Genomic DNA, 19,875 nt, shown 5'->3' with positions numbered 1-19,875 from the left:
TGCAGACCTTTTACTTTTTGCCCATAGTAAGGAAATTAACGATAGGCGTTTAGGTGGGGAAATGCAGTTTAAGCAAAAAGATGGTCCACAAAGGCGACTTTTAAAATTAAGTCATACAAGATTCAACATCTACTTAGGCGTAGCGCTAACTTTTTTTGCCTTACTGCCGAGTTCGGCTTTAGCGGCTAAGGTCAGTTTCAAGGAGTTTTGCCCTCAATTGGTCGGGCAGTGGGCGGGTGATGCTGCCAAAGTCGGGGAAATTCCTAAAAAAGTCACAGTCACTGGTTTTTGCTCCCAAGATCAGCGGCAGTTAATCTTGTCTGTGAGTATCGGCACTAGGGCACCTTTTAGTGAAACTTGGTGGTTTCGGGAACAAGGTTCGCAAGTGCTGCTGACTTACTACGACGGTGTAGCAGAAGATAAACAGCAAGTGTTTAGCCTATATCGTCAAAATGGTGATTATTCACTGCTGGGGGAAGGGGTTGTCAGCACACGACCCGCATTGATCCAATTACTCTTTGATACCAAAACGCCTGCTGGCGCATGGCTGTGGACGCAAAATATTCAGTATTTAGATGATGATATCGACCGCTATCAGCTGTTTCGCGGCATAGAGATGACGCCTGTCGCGCCATCTCCTTAGTTGTTAATTCGGACCGCCTTCAATGGCATTTCACCGAAGTTTGCTTAAAGTGCGCCTGTAAAATCGAGCTGACGCCAAGCTTCATAGCTGATAATCGCCACCGCATTAGAGAGGTTTAAACTACGACTCGTGGCTGCCATTGGGATACGTAATCTTTGTTCGGTAGGAATCGACTCGATAATCGCCATCGGTAAACCGCGGGTTTCTGGACCAAATAGCAGTACATCATCTTTTGCAAAACGAAGTTCTGAATGTGGGCGACTCCCCTTAGTGGTGCAGGCCATAATGCGCTTGCCCGCCATAGCCTCGAGAAAGGCATCAAAGTTTTGATGCCGAGTGACGTTGGTTAAATCAGCATAATCTAATCCGGCTCGGCGTAATTTTTTTTCTTCTAAATCAAAGCCTAAAGGTTCAATTAAATGAAGTTGGCAGCCATTGTTAGCGCATAAACGAATAATATTGCCTGTGTTCGGTGCGATTTCTGGCTCATAGAGTGCGATATGGAACATGCTTGCCCGCCTGTAGAAAATGACGGCTGATTATACGGTAAACTGCGCCTAAACGCAGTGTTTGTTATGATGGTGCCGCTCGGGTTGAGACAATGCTTGCTAGTTTATTCGTCTCAAGATAACCTTTCTCTACATCAAGATACTTTTTAAAGACTCATTATGCCTTTTGTGATTGCCTTACTCGCCCCGGTATTTTGGGGTACGACTTATGCGTTAGTTAATCTGTATTTACAAGATATGTCGCCTTATTGGGTGGCCGTATGGCGTGCCTTACCTGCAGGGATTTTACTGTTGATGCTGCGTCCTCGTTTGCCCACACTGGCATGGTCAAAGTTATCTTTACTTTCTTTTTGTAATATCGGTGCCTTCTTTGCTTTGTTGTTTATTGGGGCTTATCGTTTACCCGGCGCAGTAGCAGGTACATTAGGTGCAACTCTACCGTTAATTTTCATCATTTTAGCTTGGGTAATTGATAAAAAACGTCCGGGAATGAAGTGGTTACTATTGGGATTAATGGGCCTTGGCGGGGTGATGTTACTACTCAATCCTTCGGCGGATCTCGATCCTATCGGCGTGCTTTGTATGCTGAGCGCGACGACCTTAGTGGCTTTGTCATCTCGCTGGATGCAACGATGGGATGTGGGTGACTACTTAGTGCTGACCGCATGGCAGTTATTCTTGGGGGGATTGATGTTAATTCCGCTGGCGTTGTTTATGTCTGGTGCGCCACAATTGCCAGCGATGCACGTGGTGCCTTCACTTATCTGGTTAGTGATTGCCAACACTGCGCTAGCTTACTGGGCTTGGTTGTGGTCGATGCGACATTTAGGGCCAGAAATTATGGGTATGGTGGCATTAGTTAACCCCGTGGTTGCGGTACTATTAGGGGTGTTAATCGTCGGTGAAACGCTTGATTTACGCCAATGGATAGGGATTGGAGTGATTTTATTGTCGCTGTTGTTGATGAAATTGCCGCATAGGTTCAGTATCCACCTATTTAAAAATACACCTCGATAACAATTTGTTGGGATAACTGAGTCATAGATGCAAAAACGACTGGATCTAAATTTACTGCCCGTACTTGAAATCCTGCTAGAGGAGCGCAGCGTTACCGCAGCGGCAGCTCGTTTGCATTTAAGCCAATCAGCGGTGAGTAAACAGCTGACTCGTCTTAGGGAAGTATTTGATGATCCGTTGTTTGAGCGAACTGCCTATGGTCTTAAACCCACACCTAAGGCGTTATCCCTTGCACCTGAGTTACGCCAATGCCTACAACAATTAGCCCAATTTACGCGGCCAGATACCTTTGAGCCCGCTTTAAGTCAGCGCCAATTTAGAATGCATTTAGTCGAGACTACTTACTCGCTCACTCTGCCTTATTTTATGCCTGAGTTGCTGATACAGGCGCCGAGTGTGAGTATTAATTGCCAAACGTGGCGGCTCGATACCATGGACAGATTACTGCGTTGTGATATTGATTTAGCGATTGGTTGTCGTGAATGGGATGAGCGTTCGCCGATGCATGTAAATGATATGTCAGACGATCTGTCTTATGTCGAATTAGTACAAGATTACTCAGTATGTTTAATGCGCCGTGATCATCCCGCGTTAAAGCAGGAGTGGAATTTAGAAACTTTTTTAAGTTATCGCCAGTTACAGGTGGCTTTTGGTGGCCTAGAGCATTGGTTGCTGGACGATGTATTACAGCTTGAAGGGCGTAAGCGCGATATTGCAGTGCACATGACCGATTTTCAGAGCGCACTGACCCTGTGTGAACAAAGCGATTTAATTCTCTGCGCGCCTTCCCGTTATGCCTTAACCTTGATGAAATCCTTTGATCTGCAATATTTACCTTCGCCTATTCACTTGATCCCCGGTGCTTACTTATTGATGTGGCACAAACATTTTGAACACGATCTTAGCCATAAATGGCTGCGAGAGTTGATCATTAGCCGAGTTCAGCAGTCACTTATCGTTTAGGCTTGATTGTATTGATATGACAAGAGTTGATTTTGCTTTAGCTATCAGTACTTACTATCCATTAAACCGAATTAACAAAAAAGCCCTCGAAAGGGCCTGTTTTATCGTTACCAATACCCTTATTAATCAATGTTACATATCACAGGGTTTGAGTGGTTTACGTAACTGAGCACGCACGTTATCCATGCCGGAGTAAAACTCTTTCATCATTAATAGACCCATCATTTTACCGTTGTCGGTCACGATCAAATTATCGGGATCCGTTGGGTCATTTTTGATCGCGCCAATTAACTTCATTGAGGTCATTTCTTTAAATAAGGCAGTATCTAAATTGACGCCAAAATTTTCACGGAAATATTTACGTGATAAACGGCCAGAGAACATGCCGAGCAAGAAGCGATATTGCATCACATCTTTTTTGCTGTAGTTCTTTTGCTGCTCAACGCCCATTTTCCCCGCGGCAACGCGCTCTTGGTACTTACGCAATGAGAAGGTATTGACATAAAGGGTATCATTTAAAAAGCTAAATGAGCCAGAACCCACGCCTAAATATTCGTCGTAATCGATAACGTATTCGTCAAATCCTTCGTTGTCGGTCTTACCAAATGCCCAGGCAGATAATTGATTATATTGGCCATTTAAACTGTTTAAAATTTGGCGATATTGGTTTGCCATCTCTCCTTGTGGCGCGGCCAGCTTACCTTTAACGCTCTTGCGAGTCTGATGGGTGATCATCAATGGATAAGTGGTAATTTGTCTTGGGTCTAAACGCGATGCCATGTCGAGATCATGCTGGATCACTTCATCGGTTTGGCCACGGAAACCAAAAATCAGGTCGACGTTAATAATCGGGAACAGCTCTTTTGCGCCCATAATTTTGTCGAAGGTTTGTTGACCAGTACCGAATTTTTCCAGCCTGTCGGTCATCTTTAAAATATCATCATTAAAACTTTGCACGCCAATAGACATGCGATCGACTAAGCCTTTAAGTTGTTTAAACCCTGGACTGTCTAAATGCTGCGGATCGGACTCGCAGGACACTTCTTTAATGCTGGGGAACAGCGTCTTTGCATGCTCGATAGTGCGGGCTAATTCATCTTCTAATACTGTGGTAGTACCACCACCAATGTACATAGATTCAAAGTCATAGCCTAATGCTTTAACCATCTCCATTTCTTTACGTAGCGAGATAAAATAAGCGCGCGCCTTATCTTCCTTAAATATAAAACGGTGGAAGGTACAGTAAGAACATAGGGTGTGACAGAAAGGAATGTGTGCGTACAACATGTACTTTTTGCCTTCAACTGGCGCAGGCATCATTTCGGCAGAAATAGTATCAAGGCGAAGGTTTTTGTCGACATAATACTGCATCACCCGCTCCATTGAGCTGAGCATCCAGTTAGGAACGGTAATATTAGCTTGATAAGGCTTAATGATAGTGCTGTTAGGCGTTTGGATAATTGAAGACATGACTATTCCTATCTGAGAGTGCTAACCGTAAATACCAGAATTGCTTTAGGTAATTCACGACCACCTAGCGTAGTTAGACTAACGGGTATGCGGCTAATAAAATGTGAACTGGTTACAAGTTACGGCTTCCTAACATATAAATCACGGTGTTTTGTTAAGCAGATCATGTTTTAGTGATCTGCGATGCATTTTTTAATCGTAAGTGGTTCAAAAGGGATGCTTAAAATAGGGTTCAGCCTGTTTTATTTAACCTAAACTCAGGATAGTGACTGTGGTAACTGATTAATCTTATTGCCTTATCTACAACGTTAACCTAGATAAAGAGACAAATAACCTGTAGAAACGCCTGAGTTCAGATTATTTAGTATTAATCCCCCGCAGCTGGCTTGTCTATCTGAGGGGTGGCTGTCATCATCCGAGCGTTAACTTAACCTCTGCTGTTAAAAAGGCTGGCTATATTGGTCAATATAAATCGATTTTTCCCGCTGTTGGCATTGTGTGGTGCTGTGCTTGCTTATGTTATGCCCAGTGGTTTTGTTGAGCTTAAATCCGCCATTGTGCCGCTGCTGGTGGTCATTATGCTATCTATGGGGCTTACCTTAAATCTGTTCGATTTTGCTAATGCCTTCAAACAGAAACGTGCGGTACTCACTGGGCTGGTGCTGCAATTCTCAGTGATGCCGCTTAGCGCATTATTGATCAGCCAGCTATTAGGCTTAGATAGGGAGCTCACCATTGGCATGGTGTTGGTGGGTAGTGTTGCGGGTGGCACTGCTTCTAACGTCGTCTGTTATCTGGCAAAAGGTGATGTGGCGTTATCAATCACTATGACGGCGCTGTCGACCTTAGCGGGAGTGGTATTAACTCCGCTGATTATCAAGCTGCTGATTGGTGAGATGGTCGATATCCCTTTTACCGATATGCTGCTGAGTTTAGTGAAAATTGTATTAATTCCGGTCAGTGCTGGCGTAATTATCAATCATTTTTTTAAATCACGGGTGGCTAAAATCGCTCCAGCATTACCGCTCATTTCTATTTTAGCGATTGTAATGGCGATCACTATTATTGTGGCGTTAAATGCCAATCAGTTTGATAAGGTCGGCTCGATTATTTTGTTAGCTGTATTTTTACACAATGGTTTGGGCCTCGCCTTGGGCTACTTTTGCTGCCGCTTATTGGGCTTTAGCCATACGGTTTGTAAGACCATATCCATCGAAGTCGGCCTACAAAACTCCGGCCTAGCCACTGCCTTATGTATTAAGTTTTTTAGCCCTATCTCTGCTATTCCTAGCGCGATATTCTCGATATGGCATAACCTATCGGGTGCTATGTTGGCCGGCTATTGGGCGAGTTTAGAGCAAAAAAAGGCGGAAAAATAACAGGGTGCAGTTACGCTTTTACAGTTTGATGTTATCAAGAGTTGCGCTAGCAGTTGGCGGGTTTAAATAAAAAACCTCTGTGAGTCAACTCACAGAGGTTTTTTAATCGTCAAAGTAACAAGAATTATTCTTTGTACTTCAAGGTGCCATTGGCTTTGATTTCGTCAAACCATAGATTGTGATGTTGGCTGGCCCAGTTTTCATCACAGTAGCCTGATACCATACATTCCATCCCGCCTTCTGACATGACGGTTGCCATGAAGATGTGCACGATAGAAAAAGCACAGATCACGATGGCGCTTACTGAGTGCAATACCAATGCGATTAAGCTTATTGTCCGGCTAGGTTCAAATAGGTTAGGGAAGAGTAACAACATGCCTGAGGCCGAAATCACTAATCCAAACAGGGCAAAGGCCCAAAACCACATTTTTTCACCCGCGTTAGCAAAACCAGCATCGGGGTGCTTACCTTTGAATGGACCAAAGTTAATGTAACCACCGACCACCATAAACCACTTTACGTCGTACATTTTTGGCAGCTGGTTTTTCGCCCATAATACGGTCATTAATGCCCAACCGATCATGAAAGGAAACGCCATTACGTCATGTATTTGCTTGGCACCGTAAACAAGGCCAGCCCAAAATCCTTCACCTAACCAAGGTTGGAAAAAGAACCGTCCAGCCAGTAAGGTTAAGCCCGTTAAAATCAACAATAAGCACGGGATCGCGCCTAACCAGTGGATTGAAACATCGAATTTAGACCAGCGATGCACCAGCTTGCCTGAAAAACCATGGTGCAGCGTAGAAATGCCATTCACCTTGATAAATAAGACGAAGATAATAATCATACCAAATAACGCAGCCATTAAGGCCGGCGCTAACCAGTCGCTGCGTAACGTCAATACCCGTAAATCATAGGTATTGATGGGCTGAGCGTGAAACTCACTTTGGGAAGTGGTGTATCCCGTGGCGCCATCTTTCAGTTGTGCCCACATTTGTGCATCAGACTGTTCAACTTGAGCCAGTTCACCACCACCATTAGCGAAGCACACAGCACTAAATAACAGTGCGATAGCTAACCCTATGTGCTTGAACCATTTATTTATCATATATCCTCTCTCACTTAGTTACGCCTACCGAGGCGGGCGCAGCTAAGTTGTGGACAGATCCTGTTGACCTGAATTAATTCCAAGCCGCGTCTTTAGCACCACGGTAAGCCACACGTTCGCGGAAGATGCTCGAAACAATTTCCGCATCACCGGCTAACAAGGCCTTAGTGGCACACAGTTCTGCACACATGGGCAGTTTGCCTTCAGCAATACGGTTTGAGCCGTATTTTTGGCGTTCTGCGTCTGAGTGATTTTCTTCTGGGCCGCCGGCACAGAAAGTACATTTATCCATTTTGCCGCGGCTACCAAAGGCACCTTTTTTCGGGAACTGTGGTGCACCAAACGGACAGGCGTACAAGCAGTAACCGCAACCAATACAGGTGTCTTTGTTGTGTAGCACTATGCCGTCGTCAGTTCTGTAGAAGCAGTTTGCTGGGCAAACGGCCATACAAGGTGCATCACTGCAATGCATACAGGCGACAGAGATTGAGGCTTCTCCACGTTGACCATCGTTAATCGTCACTACGCGGCGGCGTTGAATTCCCCACTCAAGAGCGGAGTCGTTTTCGTTTTTACAGGCAGTGACGCAACCGTTACATTCGATGCAGCGCTTGGTATCACACAAAAATTTCATTGTAGCCATAATGGCAATTCTCCTAGCTTAAGCTGCACTTACGCTTTAACGATCTGACAGAGTGACGCCTTGGTTTCCTGCATTTGGGTCACAGGATCATAGCCATAGGTCATCGCAGTGTTACAGGATTCACCTATAACATAAGGCACAGTGCCCTCTGGATAGTTAGGCGCTAAACTTTCTCCGTGCATCACACCGGCAAAGTGGTATGGCATAAAGGTTACGCCAGGTTTAACCCTTGGGGTTACCAGTGCTTGTACCTTAATACGGCCACCTTCGGCGCCTTCTAACCACACGTTTTCACCGTTGCGGATACCGCGATCGGCTGCATCGGCGGGGTTCATTTCAACAAACATTTCCTGTTGAAGTTCAGCTAGCCATGGGTTAGAACGAGATTCTTCACCACCCCCTTCATATTCCACTAAACGACCAGAGGTTAACGCTAATGGGTATTTACCGCTGAAGTCTTGGTCTTGAATTGACTTATAAAGTGTTGGTAGACGGTGCACTTGCATGTCGGCATAGGTTGGGTATTTGCTTACCAAGTCACGACGCGGCGTGTATAACGGCTCACGGTGAATTGGCACTTGGTCTGGGAAAGTCCAAACAATACAACGAGCTTTAGCGTTACCAAAAGGAATACAACCATGCTTAATAGCCACGCGAACGATGCCGCCTGACAAGTCGGTCTTCCAGTTTTTGCCTTCAGCTTCTGCTTTTTCTTCGGCGGTCAGATCATTCCACCAACCCAGCTGCTTAAGCATATCGGCGGTAAACTCTGGATAACCGTCTTGAATTTCAGCGCCTTTAGAGTAAGTTCCGTCTGCTAAAATGCTTTGACCGTTATATTCAACACCATAACGGGCGCGGAAGTTACCACCACCGTCTTTTACGTGTTTTGATTGGTTATATAGAATTTGGGTACCAGGGTGTTTCGCTTCTGGCGTGCCCCAACATGGCCAAGGTAAACCATAGGTTTCCCCCTTCGCTGGGCCGCCGGCTGCTTCGAGTGTTTTATTACTAAAGGTGCCCCAGTTTTGGGTATGCAATTTGATGCGCTCAGGGCTTTGGCCCGTCATACCGATAGTCCACATACCGCGGTTGATTTCGCGGGTGATATCTTCAATCACAAGTAAACCGTTTTCTTTAGCGATACGTTTAGTGTATTGCTCATCAATACCGAGCTTTTGCGCTAAACGGTACATGATTTCGAGGTCAGTTTTAGACTCGAACAGTGGCTCTATGACTTTTTCACGCCATTGAATCGAGCGGCCAGAGTTTGATACTGAGCCTTCGGTTTCAAATTGCGTTGCAGCGGGTAATAGATACACACCATTCTTACGACGGTGCATGACGCCTGCCATAGTAGGGAATGGGTCGACAACAACGACGGTATCCATCTTATCTAAGGCATCGCGTACGTCACGTTGGCGGGTTTCAGTGTTAACCGATTGTCCCCAGAAAAACGCCATACGGATATTGTCTTTCTGCGCTAATTTACTCTTTTCTTCTAACACACCATCGTGCCAGCGAGAACAAGGAATGCCCGGCGTGGTCATTGGGTCTTTGCCCAAATAAGGCGTTTGGTCGAAACGGTTTTTAACCCATGCCATGTCCAGATCCCACACGTGGGTCCAGTGAGCCCAAGCACCTGTCGTTAAGCCGTAGTAACCGGGTAAATTATCGAATAATAAGCCTAAGTCAGTTGCGCCTTGGACGTTATCGTGACCACGGAAAATGTTAGTACCGCCACCAGAAACGCCCATATTGCCTAAGGCTAATTGCAGAATGCAGTAAGCACGGGTGTTAGCGTTACCGACGTGGTGTTGAGTACCACCCATGCACCAAATCACAGTGCCAGGACGGTTGTCGGCCATCAATTTGGCTGCTTGGTACACATCTGCTTCGCTTACGCCTGTGATGTTTTCCACTTCTTTAGGTGGGAACTTTTTCACTTCGGCGCGGATGCTTTCCATCTCGAAAACACGTTGTTTGATAAAGGTCTTATCTTCCCAACCGTTTTCAAAAATATGCCATAACATACCGTAAATAAACGGAATGTCAGTACCTGGACGGATAGCGCAATGTAAGTCTGAGTGCGCTGCAGTGCGAGAGAAACGTGGATCAACCACAATAATTTTGGCGTGTTTTCTTTCTTTTGCGATCAGAATATGTTGCATTGCCACTGGGTGAGCTTCTGCTGGGTTTGCCCCAATCAGAAAGATCGCATTGGCATTTTGAATATCGTTAAAAGAGTTAGTTTGCGCACCGTAGCCCCAAGTGTTAGCAACACCGGCTACCGTGGTAGAGTGACAAATTCGAGCTGAATGGTCGACGTTGTTTGTGCCCCACATAGCCGCTAATTTGCGGTACATGTAGCAACCTTCGTTAGAAAACTTAGCACTACCCATGAAGTACACTGAGTCTGGGCCGGATTCTTTACGAATGCTGAGCATTTGGTCGCCCACTTCGTTAATCGCATCTTCCCAAGAGAGTTTTTTCCACTTGCCATCAACCAATTTCATTGGATATTTCAGGCGTTTTTCACCGTGGCCGTGTTCGCGCAGTGCTGCACCTTTGGCGCAGTGACCACCAGCGTTAAACGGATGATCGAATGCAGGTTCTTGGCCTGTCCACACGCCATTTTGCACTTCGGCATATAAACCACAACCGACAGCGCAGGCACTACAAATAGTACGTTTGACTTCGATGGGGGCATCATGCGGCACTTCTTTGGCTTCGACGCGACGCATCATGCCAGTACCCATGAGTGATGCTGCCGCAATACCGCCAGTTGCAATACCTGCGTGCTTCATAAATTGACGACGGCTAATGCCTAACGCCGGTTTGCCTGCCACTGGGGCAGCATTGGACTTGCGAGTTAACTTCATCGCTGACTTCTCCTAGATTAGCTGCGCAAGCTATCGTAATAGCTGCTGATATGCGCAGTTTCGTGGTAACCATTTGACTCTTTAGTGGTTACCTTGCTGCTCTCGCTGGCCTTTGCCACGCTTATGCCCGTTGCCGCAATCGTGGCACCTGCTACGCTGCCGACGGTGAGCGCTTTTAGCAAAGTTCGGCGAGATAAATCGCTGGGTTGCTGCTTCATGCTGACTCCTAAAATTAAGGTCTAGTGTTAAGTTCGCACGGCTTTTTTGTGGGATTATCTTGTTATCAAAAAGTGAAGTTCGGTGGTGGGAAAGATAATGAAATCATCTTGCTTACCATCAATCATCGCGCGTGACGGCAATATAGTGGGAAAGGGTTGAGCAGGAATTGATCTAGAACAGTTTGCGGCCTTGAAATAGGATACCGTTCTCTTAAAGCGTTAACTCGCTCATAGTTTCACAAATCCCTTGAGAGCAGGCCGCAGGCAGCTTTTTCGTACCACGGTGTTTCAGGTGTTAAGTTTTTGTATTATCTAATGAAGTGCAGATAAAAAAACACCTCGCATGGCGAGGTGTTTTAAGGGCATAAAAGCTGCGGTTTAACTTAGTCTTTATAGGTCAAGCTGCCATTGGCTTTGATTTCGTCATACCAGAGATTGTGGTGCTGGATGGCCCAGTTTTCATCACAATAACCCGACTTCATACATTCCATACCGCCTTCGCTGAGCACGGTCGCCATCCAAATATGCACTATGGTAAAGGCAATCAGGATAATTGCGCTGATTGAGTGGATCAACAGTGCGGCCATAGAAGCTGTACGGGGTAGTTCTAAGCCTGGCAAGACCAACATGATGCCAGAAACACTGATGAATAAACCAAACAACATCAGCGTCCAAAACCACATTTTTTCACCGGCGTTAGCAAAACCACTGTCAGGGTGTTTACCTTTGAACGGACCAAAGTTGATATAACCACCCACCACTAAAAACCATTTTAAATCATACATTTTAAAGGTTTGTAGTGGCATCCATTTTACTACGCATACCGCCCAAGCCGCGATAAAGATGGGGCCAGCCCAATCGTGGATGGTTTTGCTACCGTAGATCAACGGCGCCCAAAGATCGGGCCCTAACATTGGCTGCACAACATGCTTACCTAGCATAATCGTTAGACCGGTAAACATCAGTGCCAGACAGCTGCTTGCCATGATCCAGTGGATCCACAGATCCGCCTTAGACCAACGTGCGACCAACTTACCTGAAAAGCCTTTGCTCAGTTTTGATGGACCATTCACCAGATAGAACAATAAGAAAGCACCGAAAACACCGACCACAGCTAATGCCATGATAGGGGTCAGATACTCGTTTCTCAGTTCTTTACCTTGGTTACCGACAACGTTAATCAACACCCCAGTTTCTATCCCTTTAGCTGTGGTATAGCCGGCATCGCCTGCTTTTACCGCACGCCAAAGATCGGCCTCACTGGTTTGCGCTGTCGCCTGTTGTTGACTCGATTGCTGATCACTTGCTTGTGCTGGGATTGCGCTCATGACTGAACCTAATCCCAATCCCGTGACGAGCACCAACAGAGCAAACAGACTGCGCAGTGATTTGTTTAACTGTTTGTTTAACATTTTCACTCCTTGCTGGGGGTTAGGAAAAGCTCCCTAACCCTCGCTCTGCTTAGATAATCTCACCTGTCTTGGGGTTGTAGCCCCAAATCACGTTAGGATTGCCTCGAGAGGCCATACGTTGACGGTAGATGTTTGATACCACTTCCGCATCACCTGCGAGCAGTGCTTTAGTCGAACAAAGCTCAGCACACATAGGTAACTTGCCCTCAGCAATACGGTTTGCACCGTATTTTTTACGCTCGGCTTCGGAGAAGGTTTCTTCTGGGCCACCGGCACAGAAAGTACACTTATCCATTTTACCGCGACTACCAAAGGCAGTCTTTTTCGGGAATTGCGGTGCACCAAATGGGCAAGCATAGAAGCAATAACCACAACCGATACAGGTATCTTTGTTGTGCAGCACTATGCCATCTTCGGTACGGTAGAAACAATCTGCCGGACATACGGCCATGCAGGGTGCATCGGTACAGTGCATACATGCCACTGAAATAGACGCTTCGCCAGGTAGACCATCGTTAATCGTCACCACGCGGCGACGCTGAATTCCCCACTCAAGAGCGGAGTCGTTTTCGTTCTTACATGCCGTGACGCAACCGTTACACTCGATGCAGCGTTTGGTGTCACACAGAAATTTCATGACTGCCATAATGGCTTATCTCCTCATCAAGTAGGTTAGGCTTTGCTGATTTGGCACAAGCTGGACTTAGTTTCTTGCATCTGAGTCACAACGTCGTAGCCATAAGTTAAAATGGTGTTTGCGGATTCACCGATCACGTAAGGTACTGTGCCTTCGGGATAGTTTTTCGCTAGGCTTTCGCCCTCAAACACACCAGCAAAGTGGTATGGCATAAAACATTCACCGGCGATTACACGCGGTGTCACCATAGCTTTAACCGTAATTTTGGCGCCTTCTGGACCATGTACAAAAACGTCATCGCCATCACGGATCCCGCGGTCTGCCGCATCGGCTGGGCTGATTTCGATAAACATTTCTTGTTGCAGTTCAGCAAGCCAAGGGTTAGAACGAGATTCTTCACCGCCGCCTTCATATTCCACCAAGCGACCAGATGTCAGCGCCAGTGGGAAGTCTTTAGCAAAGTCTTTGTCCTGAATTGACTTATACAGTGTCGGTAGACGTGCAACCATACGGTCTTCGTAGGTGGGGTACTTAGCGACTAAGTCACGACGAGGAGTGTAAAGTGGCTCACGATGTTTCGGAATATCATCTGGGAATGTCCAAACGATACAACGTGCTTTAGCGTTACCATAAGGGATACAACCGTGTTTGATTGCCACACGTTGAATACCACCAGAAATATCAGTTTTCCAGTTTTTGCCTTCAGCGTGTTTCTTCTCGTTTTCGGTTAAGTCATCCCACCAACCCAATTGCTTAAGCATATCGGCGGTAAATTCTGGATAGCCGTCTTGGATTTCGCTGTCCTTAGAGAAAGAACCTTCGGCAAGAATATTGACGCCATCGTGCTCAACACCGTAACGGGCGCGGAAGTTACCGCCACCGTCTTTAACATGTTTCGCTTCGTTATACAGAATCTGGGTGCCGGGATGTTTCATCTCTGGCGTGCCCCAACAAGGCCAAGGTAAGCCATAGGTTTCGCCTTTGGCTGGACCACCAGGTGCTTGTAAGCTGTTGACGTCGAAAGTACCCCAGTTTTCTTGGTGCATTTTCAAACGTTCAGGGCTTTGACCTGTGTAACCCACTGTCCACATACCCGTATTGAACTCGCGGGTAATGTCTTCAATTAAAGGTTCTTCGCCATTGACTTTGATGTGTTTAAACATCTCTTGGTCGATACCGATTTTTTTAGCCAGTTTGTACATGATCACGTGATCAGGTAGCGACTCAAACAAAGGTTCAATAACCTTTGAACGCCACTGAATTGAGCGGTTAGTGGCAGAGACCGAACCATAGGTTTCAAACTGCGTTGCCGCAGGTAACAGATACACGCCGTCCTGACGCTGGTGCATAACACCCGCCATGGTTGGGAATGGATCAACCACTACAACAGTGTCCATTTTGTTCAGTGCCTCACGCACTTCACGACCACGGGTTTCAGTGTTAACCGATTGCCCCCAGAAGAACGCTAGACGAATATTGTCTTTTTGGGCAATTTTGGCTTTATCTTCTAACACACCATCGTGCCAGCGAGAACAAGGGATACCTGTAGACGTTTGTGGGCTTTGGCCTAAGTATTCACCTTGATCAAAACGAGCCGCAACCCACTTAGGATCGAGATCCCAGACATTAGTCCAGTGAGCCCATGCGCCAGTGGTTAAGCCGTAGTAACCGGGTAAGTTATCGAATAACAAACCAAAGTCAGTTGCGCCCTGTACGTTATCGTGACCACGCAGAATGTTAGTGCCGCCACCAGAAACGCCCATGTTGCCAAGGGCTAACTGTAAAATACAGTATGCACGAGTATTGGAGTTACCAACGTGATGCTGGGTTCCACCCATACACCAAACGATAGTACCGGGTTTAGTTTCGGCCATCATTTTAGCCACACGATACATTTGTGCTTTAGGTACACCGACAACCAGTTCAACTTCTTCTGGTGTGTACTTTTTAACTTCTTCGCGGATACGCTCTAAGCCATAAACACGCTTTTTGATAAACTCTTTATCTTCCCAACCGTTTTCAAAGATATGCCATAACAGACCATAAATGAATGGAATATCGGTACCAGGACGGATATGCACGTACTCGTCAGATTTAGCTGCAGTACGGGTGAAACGTGGATCAACAACAATAATTTTTGCGCCGCGTTCTTTGGCAATCAAAAAGTGTTGCATCGCTACTGGGTGTGCTTCACTAGGGTTTGAACCTATAAACATGATGCATTTAGAGTTGCGAACATCATTTAAAGAGTTCGTTTGCGCACCGTAGCCCCAAGTGTTAGCAACACCGGCTACCGTGGTAGAGTGACAAATACGGGCTGAATGGTCGACGTTGTTCGTGCCCCACAGTGCTGCGAATTTGCGATATAAATAAGCTTGTTCGTTAGAGAACTTAGCGCTACCCATAAAGTAAACTGAATCTGGGCCTGACTCTTGACGAATCATGTCCATCTTGTCGCCAACTTCATTAATAGCTTGATCCCAAGAGATCTTTTTCCACTTACCGCCTTCTAACTTCATCGGATATTTTAGGCGTTTTTCGCCATGGCCATGCTCACGCAGTGCCGCACCTTTCGCGCAGTGTCCACCTTGGTTAAAGGGATGGTCAAATGCCGGTTCTTGGCCTGTCCACACGCCGTTTTGTACTTCTGCATAGACACCACAGCCTACGGCGCAGTGAGAACAGATAGTACGTTTAACTTCGGTAGGAACATTATGGCCTATGTCTTCTTGGGCTTGTGCTTTACGCATCATGCCTGTACCCAGCATGGACGCCGCAGCGATTCCACCTGTGGCAAGACCTGCCGATTTCAAGAACTGACGACGGTTGAGACCCAGTGCTGACGCTGTAGAGCCGACAACCTGGTCTGTTTTGCGGGTTAATCGCATCACACTCTCCTTTGGTTAGTTATTTAGCGACGCATAATAGTGACGAATATGCTCGGTTTCGCGGTAGTTTTCACTCTTTGGCTCTACGGTTGCTGCCGTTTTTGTCGAGGCAAGTGCCTGACTACTTACGGTAACCACTGCGCCTGCCGCACTGCCTAACGCCAATGCTTTTAGCAATTGACGACGACCGATATCGGAAGTTGGCTTCTTCATAGTGTCTCCTTGTTACTGGATTGAAATGGCACAAAAATCGACCACTTCGGTATTGTGAAAGCCTAAGCTTTCGTTATTTTAATGAAGGTAAGCATGTACTTACCTTCATCGTTTGAACTTATGCAGCTCTTAGCTGATCATTAATTCACTAAATCTATTTTTTTCGCTAAATCGCTGGTGGCGGGTTGTAAGTCTGCACTACCGGGGCAATTAACGGGAATATCTAAGCTCAATTGCTCAAAGGCATTGGCTTCCATCTCAAAAAAGGCTTTGGCCAGTTGTGCGACGGTTGCGTAAAAAGCCGCGCTTGGCGCTTTGGCTAAATTATCGCAGAAGCGACCAATCCAGCTACCTATATGGCGTTGATAGAAGGCGAGTTGGCGATAACTTGGCGCCTCTAAAATCAGAACACCCATGACTTCACACAAGGCGGCAACGTGATCCTCAGGCTCTTTCACGTTCTCTTCACGTTCAAAACCTAGTTGTATTAGGTCTTGGCGCAGTAATGCCAGTGGTTTATCCATTAATGAGCCCGTCATAAACCAGCTACCGTAGGGCAGGATTTCACCGCAACCTACGCCGAGAAATAGGTTAAAATACTCGTCTTCTAGCTGGTCACTGTTGAACTGCTGGGCGGCAAGTTGGAGTGATAACCAGGCTTTGGTCATCTCGTTGTCTTCGTTGTCATCGATTTCAAGTGTGATCAAAAACTGCAGCAGTTCAGGACTCGGCTGACGGCGCAACAGGGCGGCAAACAGTTGATAGATATCTGCTCTCAACTGATCGTTTTCTGAAACTTGTCTTACTGATTCGGTCATTGCGGATCTCTTATCGAAGTTGCTTTTCAGGATCTTGAAGAATGTCTTCAAACATGTCTTTTACCCGGCAGTCACCGCACATTTTCAAGCGTTCAATATTGGCAGAAAATGCACTGTGCGCGCCGACCATATCCAGCATCCGATGCACCATAGATTGGGTCGCAAAAGCAGAGCCGCAGCGAATACATTCGAAGGGAGCTTCTTCTTTTAGGGTGTGTTGTTGCTGACGAACGGTTTTATCAAAATTAATTTGTGGGATTAGGCTAATCACTTTTTCAGGACAGGCCGCCTCACATAAACCGCATTGCACGCAGTTTTGTTCAATAAAATAGAGCGCAGGTTTGTCACCACCATCTTGTAATGCCACAGTGGGGCAAATTGCCACGCAGGACATACATAGGGTGCACTTTTCGACATTTACACTGACTTTGCCAAAGGGAATATTATTGAGGCTTAGGCAAGTATCGATTTCGCCCGCTTGGCTATTGAGGTGATCTATTGCTTCAAATAACGTGTTGCGCTTAGTGGTCGATGCAAACACGGCAGGCACAATCACGGGCCAATCTAAGCTGATATCGAGCATCGATGATAAGTCGTTAAGCATGCTTGGGTCGATAAGGCTGATGCGTTGTGGCTGGCCCATTTCATCTAAAATACTGTTGGCTAATGAAAGCTCACCTTTAAGCATTTGCGTAAGGGTGGGCGCGGTGGCATCCGTGTTAAGGATAAGCACTTGGCGCGCGCCCCAAGCGAGTACCGATAGCCAGTGATCTATGCTGGCAACGGTAATTTCTTCAAGGCCAACGGGGATGATATCTCCCGCTAAATTTTCAGTAATAAAATCAGCGCCGATAGCATTGTCGTGGAATAAAATCACAGGTGCTGTTTGAGCCTGTTCGCGAAAGCGGCTGACCACTTTGTTGAGGTATGAATACAGGGCTTGTGGCGTAGGTAAATCGTAACTAATCGCACCCGTTGGGCACGCGCTACTACAGCTACCTGCGCCGTGGCAAAGATACGGGTCGACTTCAATTTTTTTAGCAACGCTGCTGATCGCATCGGCTGGGCAAAAATTAAGGCAACGATTACAACCATTGATACCGTTACGGTCATGGGCGCATAAATCGGGATTGATTTTGACGTAACGTGGTTTATCAAATTGGCCGATAAAGTTTGGGATTTGTGCCAGTGCATCGTCAAGTTTTGCCGTATCTTGGCCGACATAAAAATACCCAGGTGGCAGCATTTCTAAATTCAAACAGGCGGTGCTACTTAAATCGAGTACGATATCGAAGTGGGGTTTACGAATCGACACCACGCTGAGCTCAGCCGCGCCATTTTCATGTTCAACACTGACTTGAAATTGGCCTAAAAAGCCTTTTACGCCAATGAGTTTGTTGTAGTAGCTTTCGACGTCAGTGGCAGCGGCCATTACGCGCTCAAGGTGGTCTTCATCTTGGTTGGTAATGGCTTCATTGGCCAAAATTACGCGCTGCGTCATAGTGGACAATTTGTCCGCCGCGAGGCGGGCTAAGTCTTCTGGGCCGATAATGAGGACATTGCCTTCGGTGGTGTAGCTGACGGTTGGCGGGATCAGATTCTGTAGCATCTGAGTTTGCGCTAACACCTGTTGTCGCGTTTGTTTTAACGCTTCTTGGTTTTGACTGGTCATCAAATTGAGTGCTCACATTACGTTTTTGAACAGTACGTTGGCTGTTTCTTGTTTTACTGTATCTGGGCAGATTTAGGCGGTTGGTAATAACTAAGTCATTGCCTTTTCTGCTTTTATCTAAGCTTATCTAGTGCTTAGTACAGCAATTCACATACCAAGGTTACGGACATTAAAATTAGGTAAACTGACGTTAAACAACTCGAGTATGGGCCTGAGCTAGCGGCTCTGGTTCATTTTGGGATAGGTCATCAGCCTCTCCATCCAAATTGTCCGTTATTGGCTCTACAGCCAATTCAGTTTCGACTTCATTTGTTTTTACTTCGCTAACATCAAGATTAGTTGATTGTTCAGTGTCTGCAGCGTGTTTAGCTAAGACTGACTCTTCATCCGCTGCTTCACTCTCTTTAGTGATATAGCGGAAGACTTTTTTCGCTAATTCGGCTGAGACTTCTGGGCTGAGTTTAGGTTGATTACTATAATCGAGGGCATATTCTAAAAGCCCATCTATCTCATTGAAATGAGGTTGTTTCCACAATGCGCGTAACGCTGCGGACTTAGCCGCAGGATCGACATTCGCCCCCATAAAACTGGCAAAGCTACCACCAATTGCAATCTCGTCAGGGTTAGGTAAATCCGCTGCGGTAAGTATGCGGTTTGGATCGTCATTTTCTGCGGGATGAACCTCAGTTATCGCTTCAGTAGCTTGAGTCGATTCTGCTAAGACTGTTTCATCAACTTTATTAATCGCATGTGCTTGTTGAGGCGTAGTTTGCCCTTGCGTGTCTAGTGCTTCTTCTGCTGCAACTTGTTCGCGGCGTTGGTTCCAGCGGCTTAATAATCCGCCAGCTTTTGGGGTCGGTTGAGGCATTAATCCCTCCGAAGTGGATCGTGACTAGGGCCTTGATTTCTACGGCCATCGACATGCTTACGGCGATGAGCGGCGATTTCAACTTCGCCATACTGAGTGATAAAGGCTTCAATCCAACAAGCAATAGCTTTTGGCATCAATAGGTTGATGACTGGCGTGTTGCCTTCAAGACAACCAGCGGCAACGTTTTGATCTGCCGACAGTAATGCGGGCACCCAAGTATTATCAACCGTTTCATCGCACACTAAATACAGCATAGGATTATCTAAATCGATATTAAGGCGGTAGCTGGCGCGTTCATCTTTATGCAATTCGAGTAGCACTAAGGTTGCACCATCGGGGGCTGGGTGGGTGGCGGGCAGCAGATGTTCAATTTCCCATTGTACCGAAGTCCAGCGGCCAACGAGTTTCTCTACTTTTCTGAGTGAAACGTACATGGGCCAAACACTTGTTGTATGTTGCATTATCTCTCCGTCTCAGCCGTGTTGATAGGCGAACCGTTGATTTTACGGATCGGTGTAACCAATCAATTGTA

18 protein-coding genes are annotated in these 19,875 nt (G+C 46.3%); 4 read left to right on the top strand and 14 right to left on the bottom strand.

Annotated features, from left to right (window positions below; translation table 11 throughout):
* Nucleotides 1-61 precede the first annotated feature (61 nt).
* Complete coding sequence (locus ACRN9H_RS06765) at nt 62-643, top strand: hypothetical protein (RefSeq protein ID WP_432313020.1); 582 nt, start codon at nt 62-64, stop codon at nt 641-643.
* Between the two features lie 44 nt (nt 644-687).
* On the opposite strand, the gene trmL is transcribed toward ACRN9H_RS06765, so the two are convergent.
* Nucleotides 688-1,152: a tRNA (uridine(34)/cytosine(34)/5-carboxymethylaminomethyluridine(34)-2'-O)-methyltransferase TrmL gene (trmL, locus tag ACRN9H_RS06760; protein ID WP_432313019.1), complete on the bottom strand. Its 465-nt coding sequence runs from the start codon at nt 1,150-1,152 to the stop codon at nt 688-690.
* Nucleotides 1,153-1,311: 159 nt separating this feature from the next.
* Between trmL and ACRN9H_RS06755 the strand changes: the two genes are divergently transcribed.
* Nucleotides 1,312-2,169: a DMT family transporter gene (locus tag ACRN9H_RS06755; RefSeq protein ID WP_432313018.1), complete on the top strand. Its 858-nt coding sequence runs from the start codon at nt 1,312-1,314 to the stop codon at nt 2,167-2,169.
* A 27-nt stretch (nt 2,170-2,196) separates the two neighbouring features.
* Nucleotides 2,197-3,132: a LysR family transcriptional regulator gene (locus ACRN9H_RS06750; protein ID WP_220772310.1), complete on the top strand. Its 936-nt coding sequence runs from the start codon at nt 2,197-2,199 to the stop codon at nt 3,130-3,132.
* A 132-nt stretch (nt 3,133-3,264) separates the two neighbouring features.
* Here ACRN9H_RS06750 and ACRN9H_RS06745 read toward each other — a convergent pair whose 3' ends face one another.
* Entirely contained in the window at nt 3,265-4,602 is a 1,338-nt protein-coding gene (locus ACRN9H_RS06745) for a coproporphyrinogen III oxidase family protein (RefSeq protein ID WP_432313017.1), read from the bottom strand.
* 455 nt (nt 4,603-5,057) lie between these two features.
* Here ACRN9H_RS06745 and ACRN9H_RS06740 point away from each other — a divergent pair, with 455 nt between their 5' ends.
* Nucleotides 5,058-5,981: a bile acid:sodium symporter family protein gene (locus ACRN9H_RS06740; protein WP_432313051.1), complete on the top strand. Its 924-nt coding sequence runs from the start codon at nt 5,058-5,060 to the stop codon at nt 5,979-5,981.
* Between the two features lie 124 nt (nt 5,982-6,105).
* Here ACRN9H_RS06740 and ACRN9H_RS06735 read toward each other — a convergent pair whose 3' ends face one another.
* From ACRN9H_RS06735 to ACRN9H_RS06680, 12 genes are all read right to left on the bottom strand, one after another.
* Nucleotides 6,106-7,086: a formate dehydrogenase subunit gamma gene (locus ACRN9H_RS06735; protein ID WP_220772355.1), complete on the bottom strand. Its 981-nt coding sequence runs from the start codon at nt 7,084-7,086 to the stop codon at nt 6,106-6,108.
* Nucleotides 7,087-7,162: 76 nt separating this feature from the next.
* Nucleotides 7,163-7,732: a formate dehydrogenase FDH3 subunit beta gene (fdh3B, locus tag ACRN9H_RS06730; protein ID WP_220772313.1), complete on the bottom strand. Its 570-nt coding sequence runs from the start codon at nt 7,730-7,732 to the stop codon at nt 7,163-7,165.
* 29 nt (nt 7,733-7,761) lie between these two features.
* A complete protein-coding gene (locus ACRN9H_RS06725; protein ID WP_432313016.1) occupies nt 7,762-10,614 on the bottom strand; it encodes a formate dehydrogenase subunit alpha in 2,853 nt (950 codons plus the stop codon).
* A 17-nt stretch (nt 10,615-10,631) separates the two neighbouring features.
* Entirely contained in the window at nt 10,632-10,832 is a 201-nt protein-coding gene (locus ACRN9H_RS06720) for a twin-arginine translocation signal domain-containing protein (RefSeq protein WP_076497218.1), read from the bottom strand.
* Nucleotides 10,833-11,215: 383 nt separating this feature from the next.
* Complete coding sequence (locus ACRN9H_RS06715) at nt 11,216-12,244, bottom strand: formate dehydrogenase subunit gamma (RefSeq protein ID WP_432313015.1); 1,029 nt, start codon at nt 12,242-12,244, stop codon at nt 11,216-11,218.
* A gap of 49 nt (nt 12,245-12,293) precedes the next feature.
* Nucleotides 12,294-12,890, bottom strand: a complete 597-nt coding sequence (fdh3B, locus tag ACRN9H_RS06710; RefSeq protein ID WP_076497216.1) for a formate dehydrogenase FDH3 subunit beta — start codon at nt 12,888-12,890, stop codon at nt 12,294-12,296.
* Nucleotides 12,891-12,916: 26 nt separating this feature from the next.
* Entirely contained in the window at nt 12,917-15,769 is a 2,853-nt protein-coding gene (locus ACRN9H_RS06705; RefSeq protein WP_220772316.1) for a molybdopterin-dependent oxidoreductase, read from the bottom strand.
* Between the two features lie 15 nt (nt 15,770-15,784).
* Nucleotides 15,785-15,982, bottom strand: a complete 198-nt coding sequence (locus ACRN9H_RS06700) for a twin-arginine translocation signal domain-containing protein (protein ID WP_432313014.1) — start codon at nt 15,980-15,982, stop codon at nt 15,785-15,787.
* A gap of 140 nt (nt 15,983-16,122) precedes the next feature.
* Entirely contained in the window at nt 16,123-16,800 is a 678-nt protein-coding gene (locus ACRN9H_RS06695) for a TorD/DmsD family molecular chaperone (protein WP_432313013.1), read from the bottom strand.
* Between the two features lie 10 nt (nt 16,801-16,810).
* On the bottom strand, nt 16,811-18,472 hold the full coding sequence (locus tag ACRN9H_RS06690) for a 4Fe-4S binding protein (RefSeq protein ID WP_432313012.1): 1,662 nt from the start codon (nt 18,470-18,472) through the stop codon (nt 16,811-16,813).
* Between the two features lie 190 nt (nt 18,473-18,662).
* On the bottom strand, nt 18,663-19,340 hold the full coding sequence (locus ACRN9H_RS06685; protein WP_432313011.1) for a DUF3306 domain-containing protein: 678 nt from the start codon (nt 19,338-19,340) through the stop codon (nt 18,663-18,665).
* Entirely contained in the window at nt 19,340-19,804 is a 465-nt protein-coding gene (locus tag ACRN9H_RS06680) for a DUF3305 domain-containing protein (protein WP_220772321.1), read from the bottom strand. Before ACRN9H_RS06680 ends, ACRN9H_RS06685 begins: the two co-directional genes overlap by 1 nt.
* Between the last annotated feature and the right edge of the window lie 71 nt (nt 19,805-19,875).

The organism is Shewanella sp. MF08487 (assembly GCF_050848685.1).
Lineage (GTDB): Bacteria > Pseudomonadota > Gammaproteobacteria > Enterobacterales > Shewanellaceae > Shewanella > Shewanella glacialipiscicola.
Note: the sequence above shows the minus strand (reverse complement) of the source record. Positions and strands in the feature narration are given on the sequence as shown.

Coding starts and splice junctions, on each gene's coding strand:
- ACRN9H_RS06725 (WP_432313016.1), bottom strand. CDS start 10,614: ATGAAGTTAACTCGCAAGTCCAATGCTGCCCCAGTGGCAGGCAAACCG.
- ACRN9H_RS06700 (WP_432313014.1), bottom strand. CDS start 15,982: ATGAAGAAGCCAACTTCCGATATCGGTCGTCGTCAATTGCTAAAAGCA.
- ACRN9H_RS06695 (WP_432313013.1), bottom strand. CDS start 16,800: ATGACCGAATCAGTAAGACAAGTTTCAGAAAACGATCAGTTGAGAGCA.
- ACRN9H_RS06715 (WP_432313015.1), bottom strand. CDS start 12,244: ATGTTAAACAAACAGTTAAACAAATCACTGCGCAGTCTGTTTGCTCTG.
- ACRN9H_RS06685 (WP_432313011.1), bottom strand. CDS start 19,340: ATGCCTCAACCGACCCCAAAAGCTGGCGGATTATTAAGCCGCTGGAAC.
- ACRN9H_RS06680 (WP_220772321.1), bottom strand. CDS start 19,804: ATGCAACATACAACAAGTGTTTGGCCCATGTACGTTTCACTCAGAAAA.
- ACRN9H_RS06690 (WP_432313012.1), bottom strand. CDS start 18,472: ATGACCAGTCAAAACCAAGAAGCGTTAAAACAAACGCGACAACAGGTG.
- ACRN9H_RS06720 (WP_076497218.1), bottom strand. CDS start 10,832: ATGAAGCAGCAACCCAGCGATTTATCTCGCCGAACTTTGCTAAAAGCG.
- ACRN9H_RS06750 (WP_220772310.1), top strand. CDS start 2,197: ATGCAAAAACGACTGGATCTAAATTTACTGCCCGTACTTGAAATCCTG.
- ACRN9H_RS06745 (WP_432313017.1), bottom strand. CDS start 4,602: ATGTCTTCAATTATCCAAACGCCTAACAGCACTATCATTAAGCCTTAT.
- ACRN9H_RS06765 (WP_432313020.1), top strand. CDS start 62: ATGCAGTTTAAGCAAAAAGATGGTCCACAAAGGCGACTTTTAAAATTA.
- trmL (WP_432313019.1), bottom strand. CDS start 1,152: ATGTTCCATATCGCACTCTATGAGCCAGAAATCGCACCGAACACAGGC.
- ACRN9H_RS06705 (WP_220772316.1), bottom strand. CDS start 15,769: ATGCGATTAACCCGCAAAACAGACCAGGTTGTCGGCTCTACAGCGTCA.
- fdh3B (WP_220772313.1), bottom strand. CDS start 7,732: ATGGCTACAATGAAATTTTTGTGTGATACCAAGCGCTGCATCGAATGT.
- fdh3B (WP_076497216.1), bottom strand. CDS start 12,890: ATGGCAGTCATGAAATTTCTGTGTGACACCAAACGCTGCATCGAGTGT.
- ACRN9H_RS06755 (WP_432313018.1), top strand. CDS start 1,312: ATGCCTTTTGTGATTGCCTTACTCGCCCCGGTATTTTGGGGTACGACT.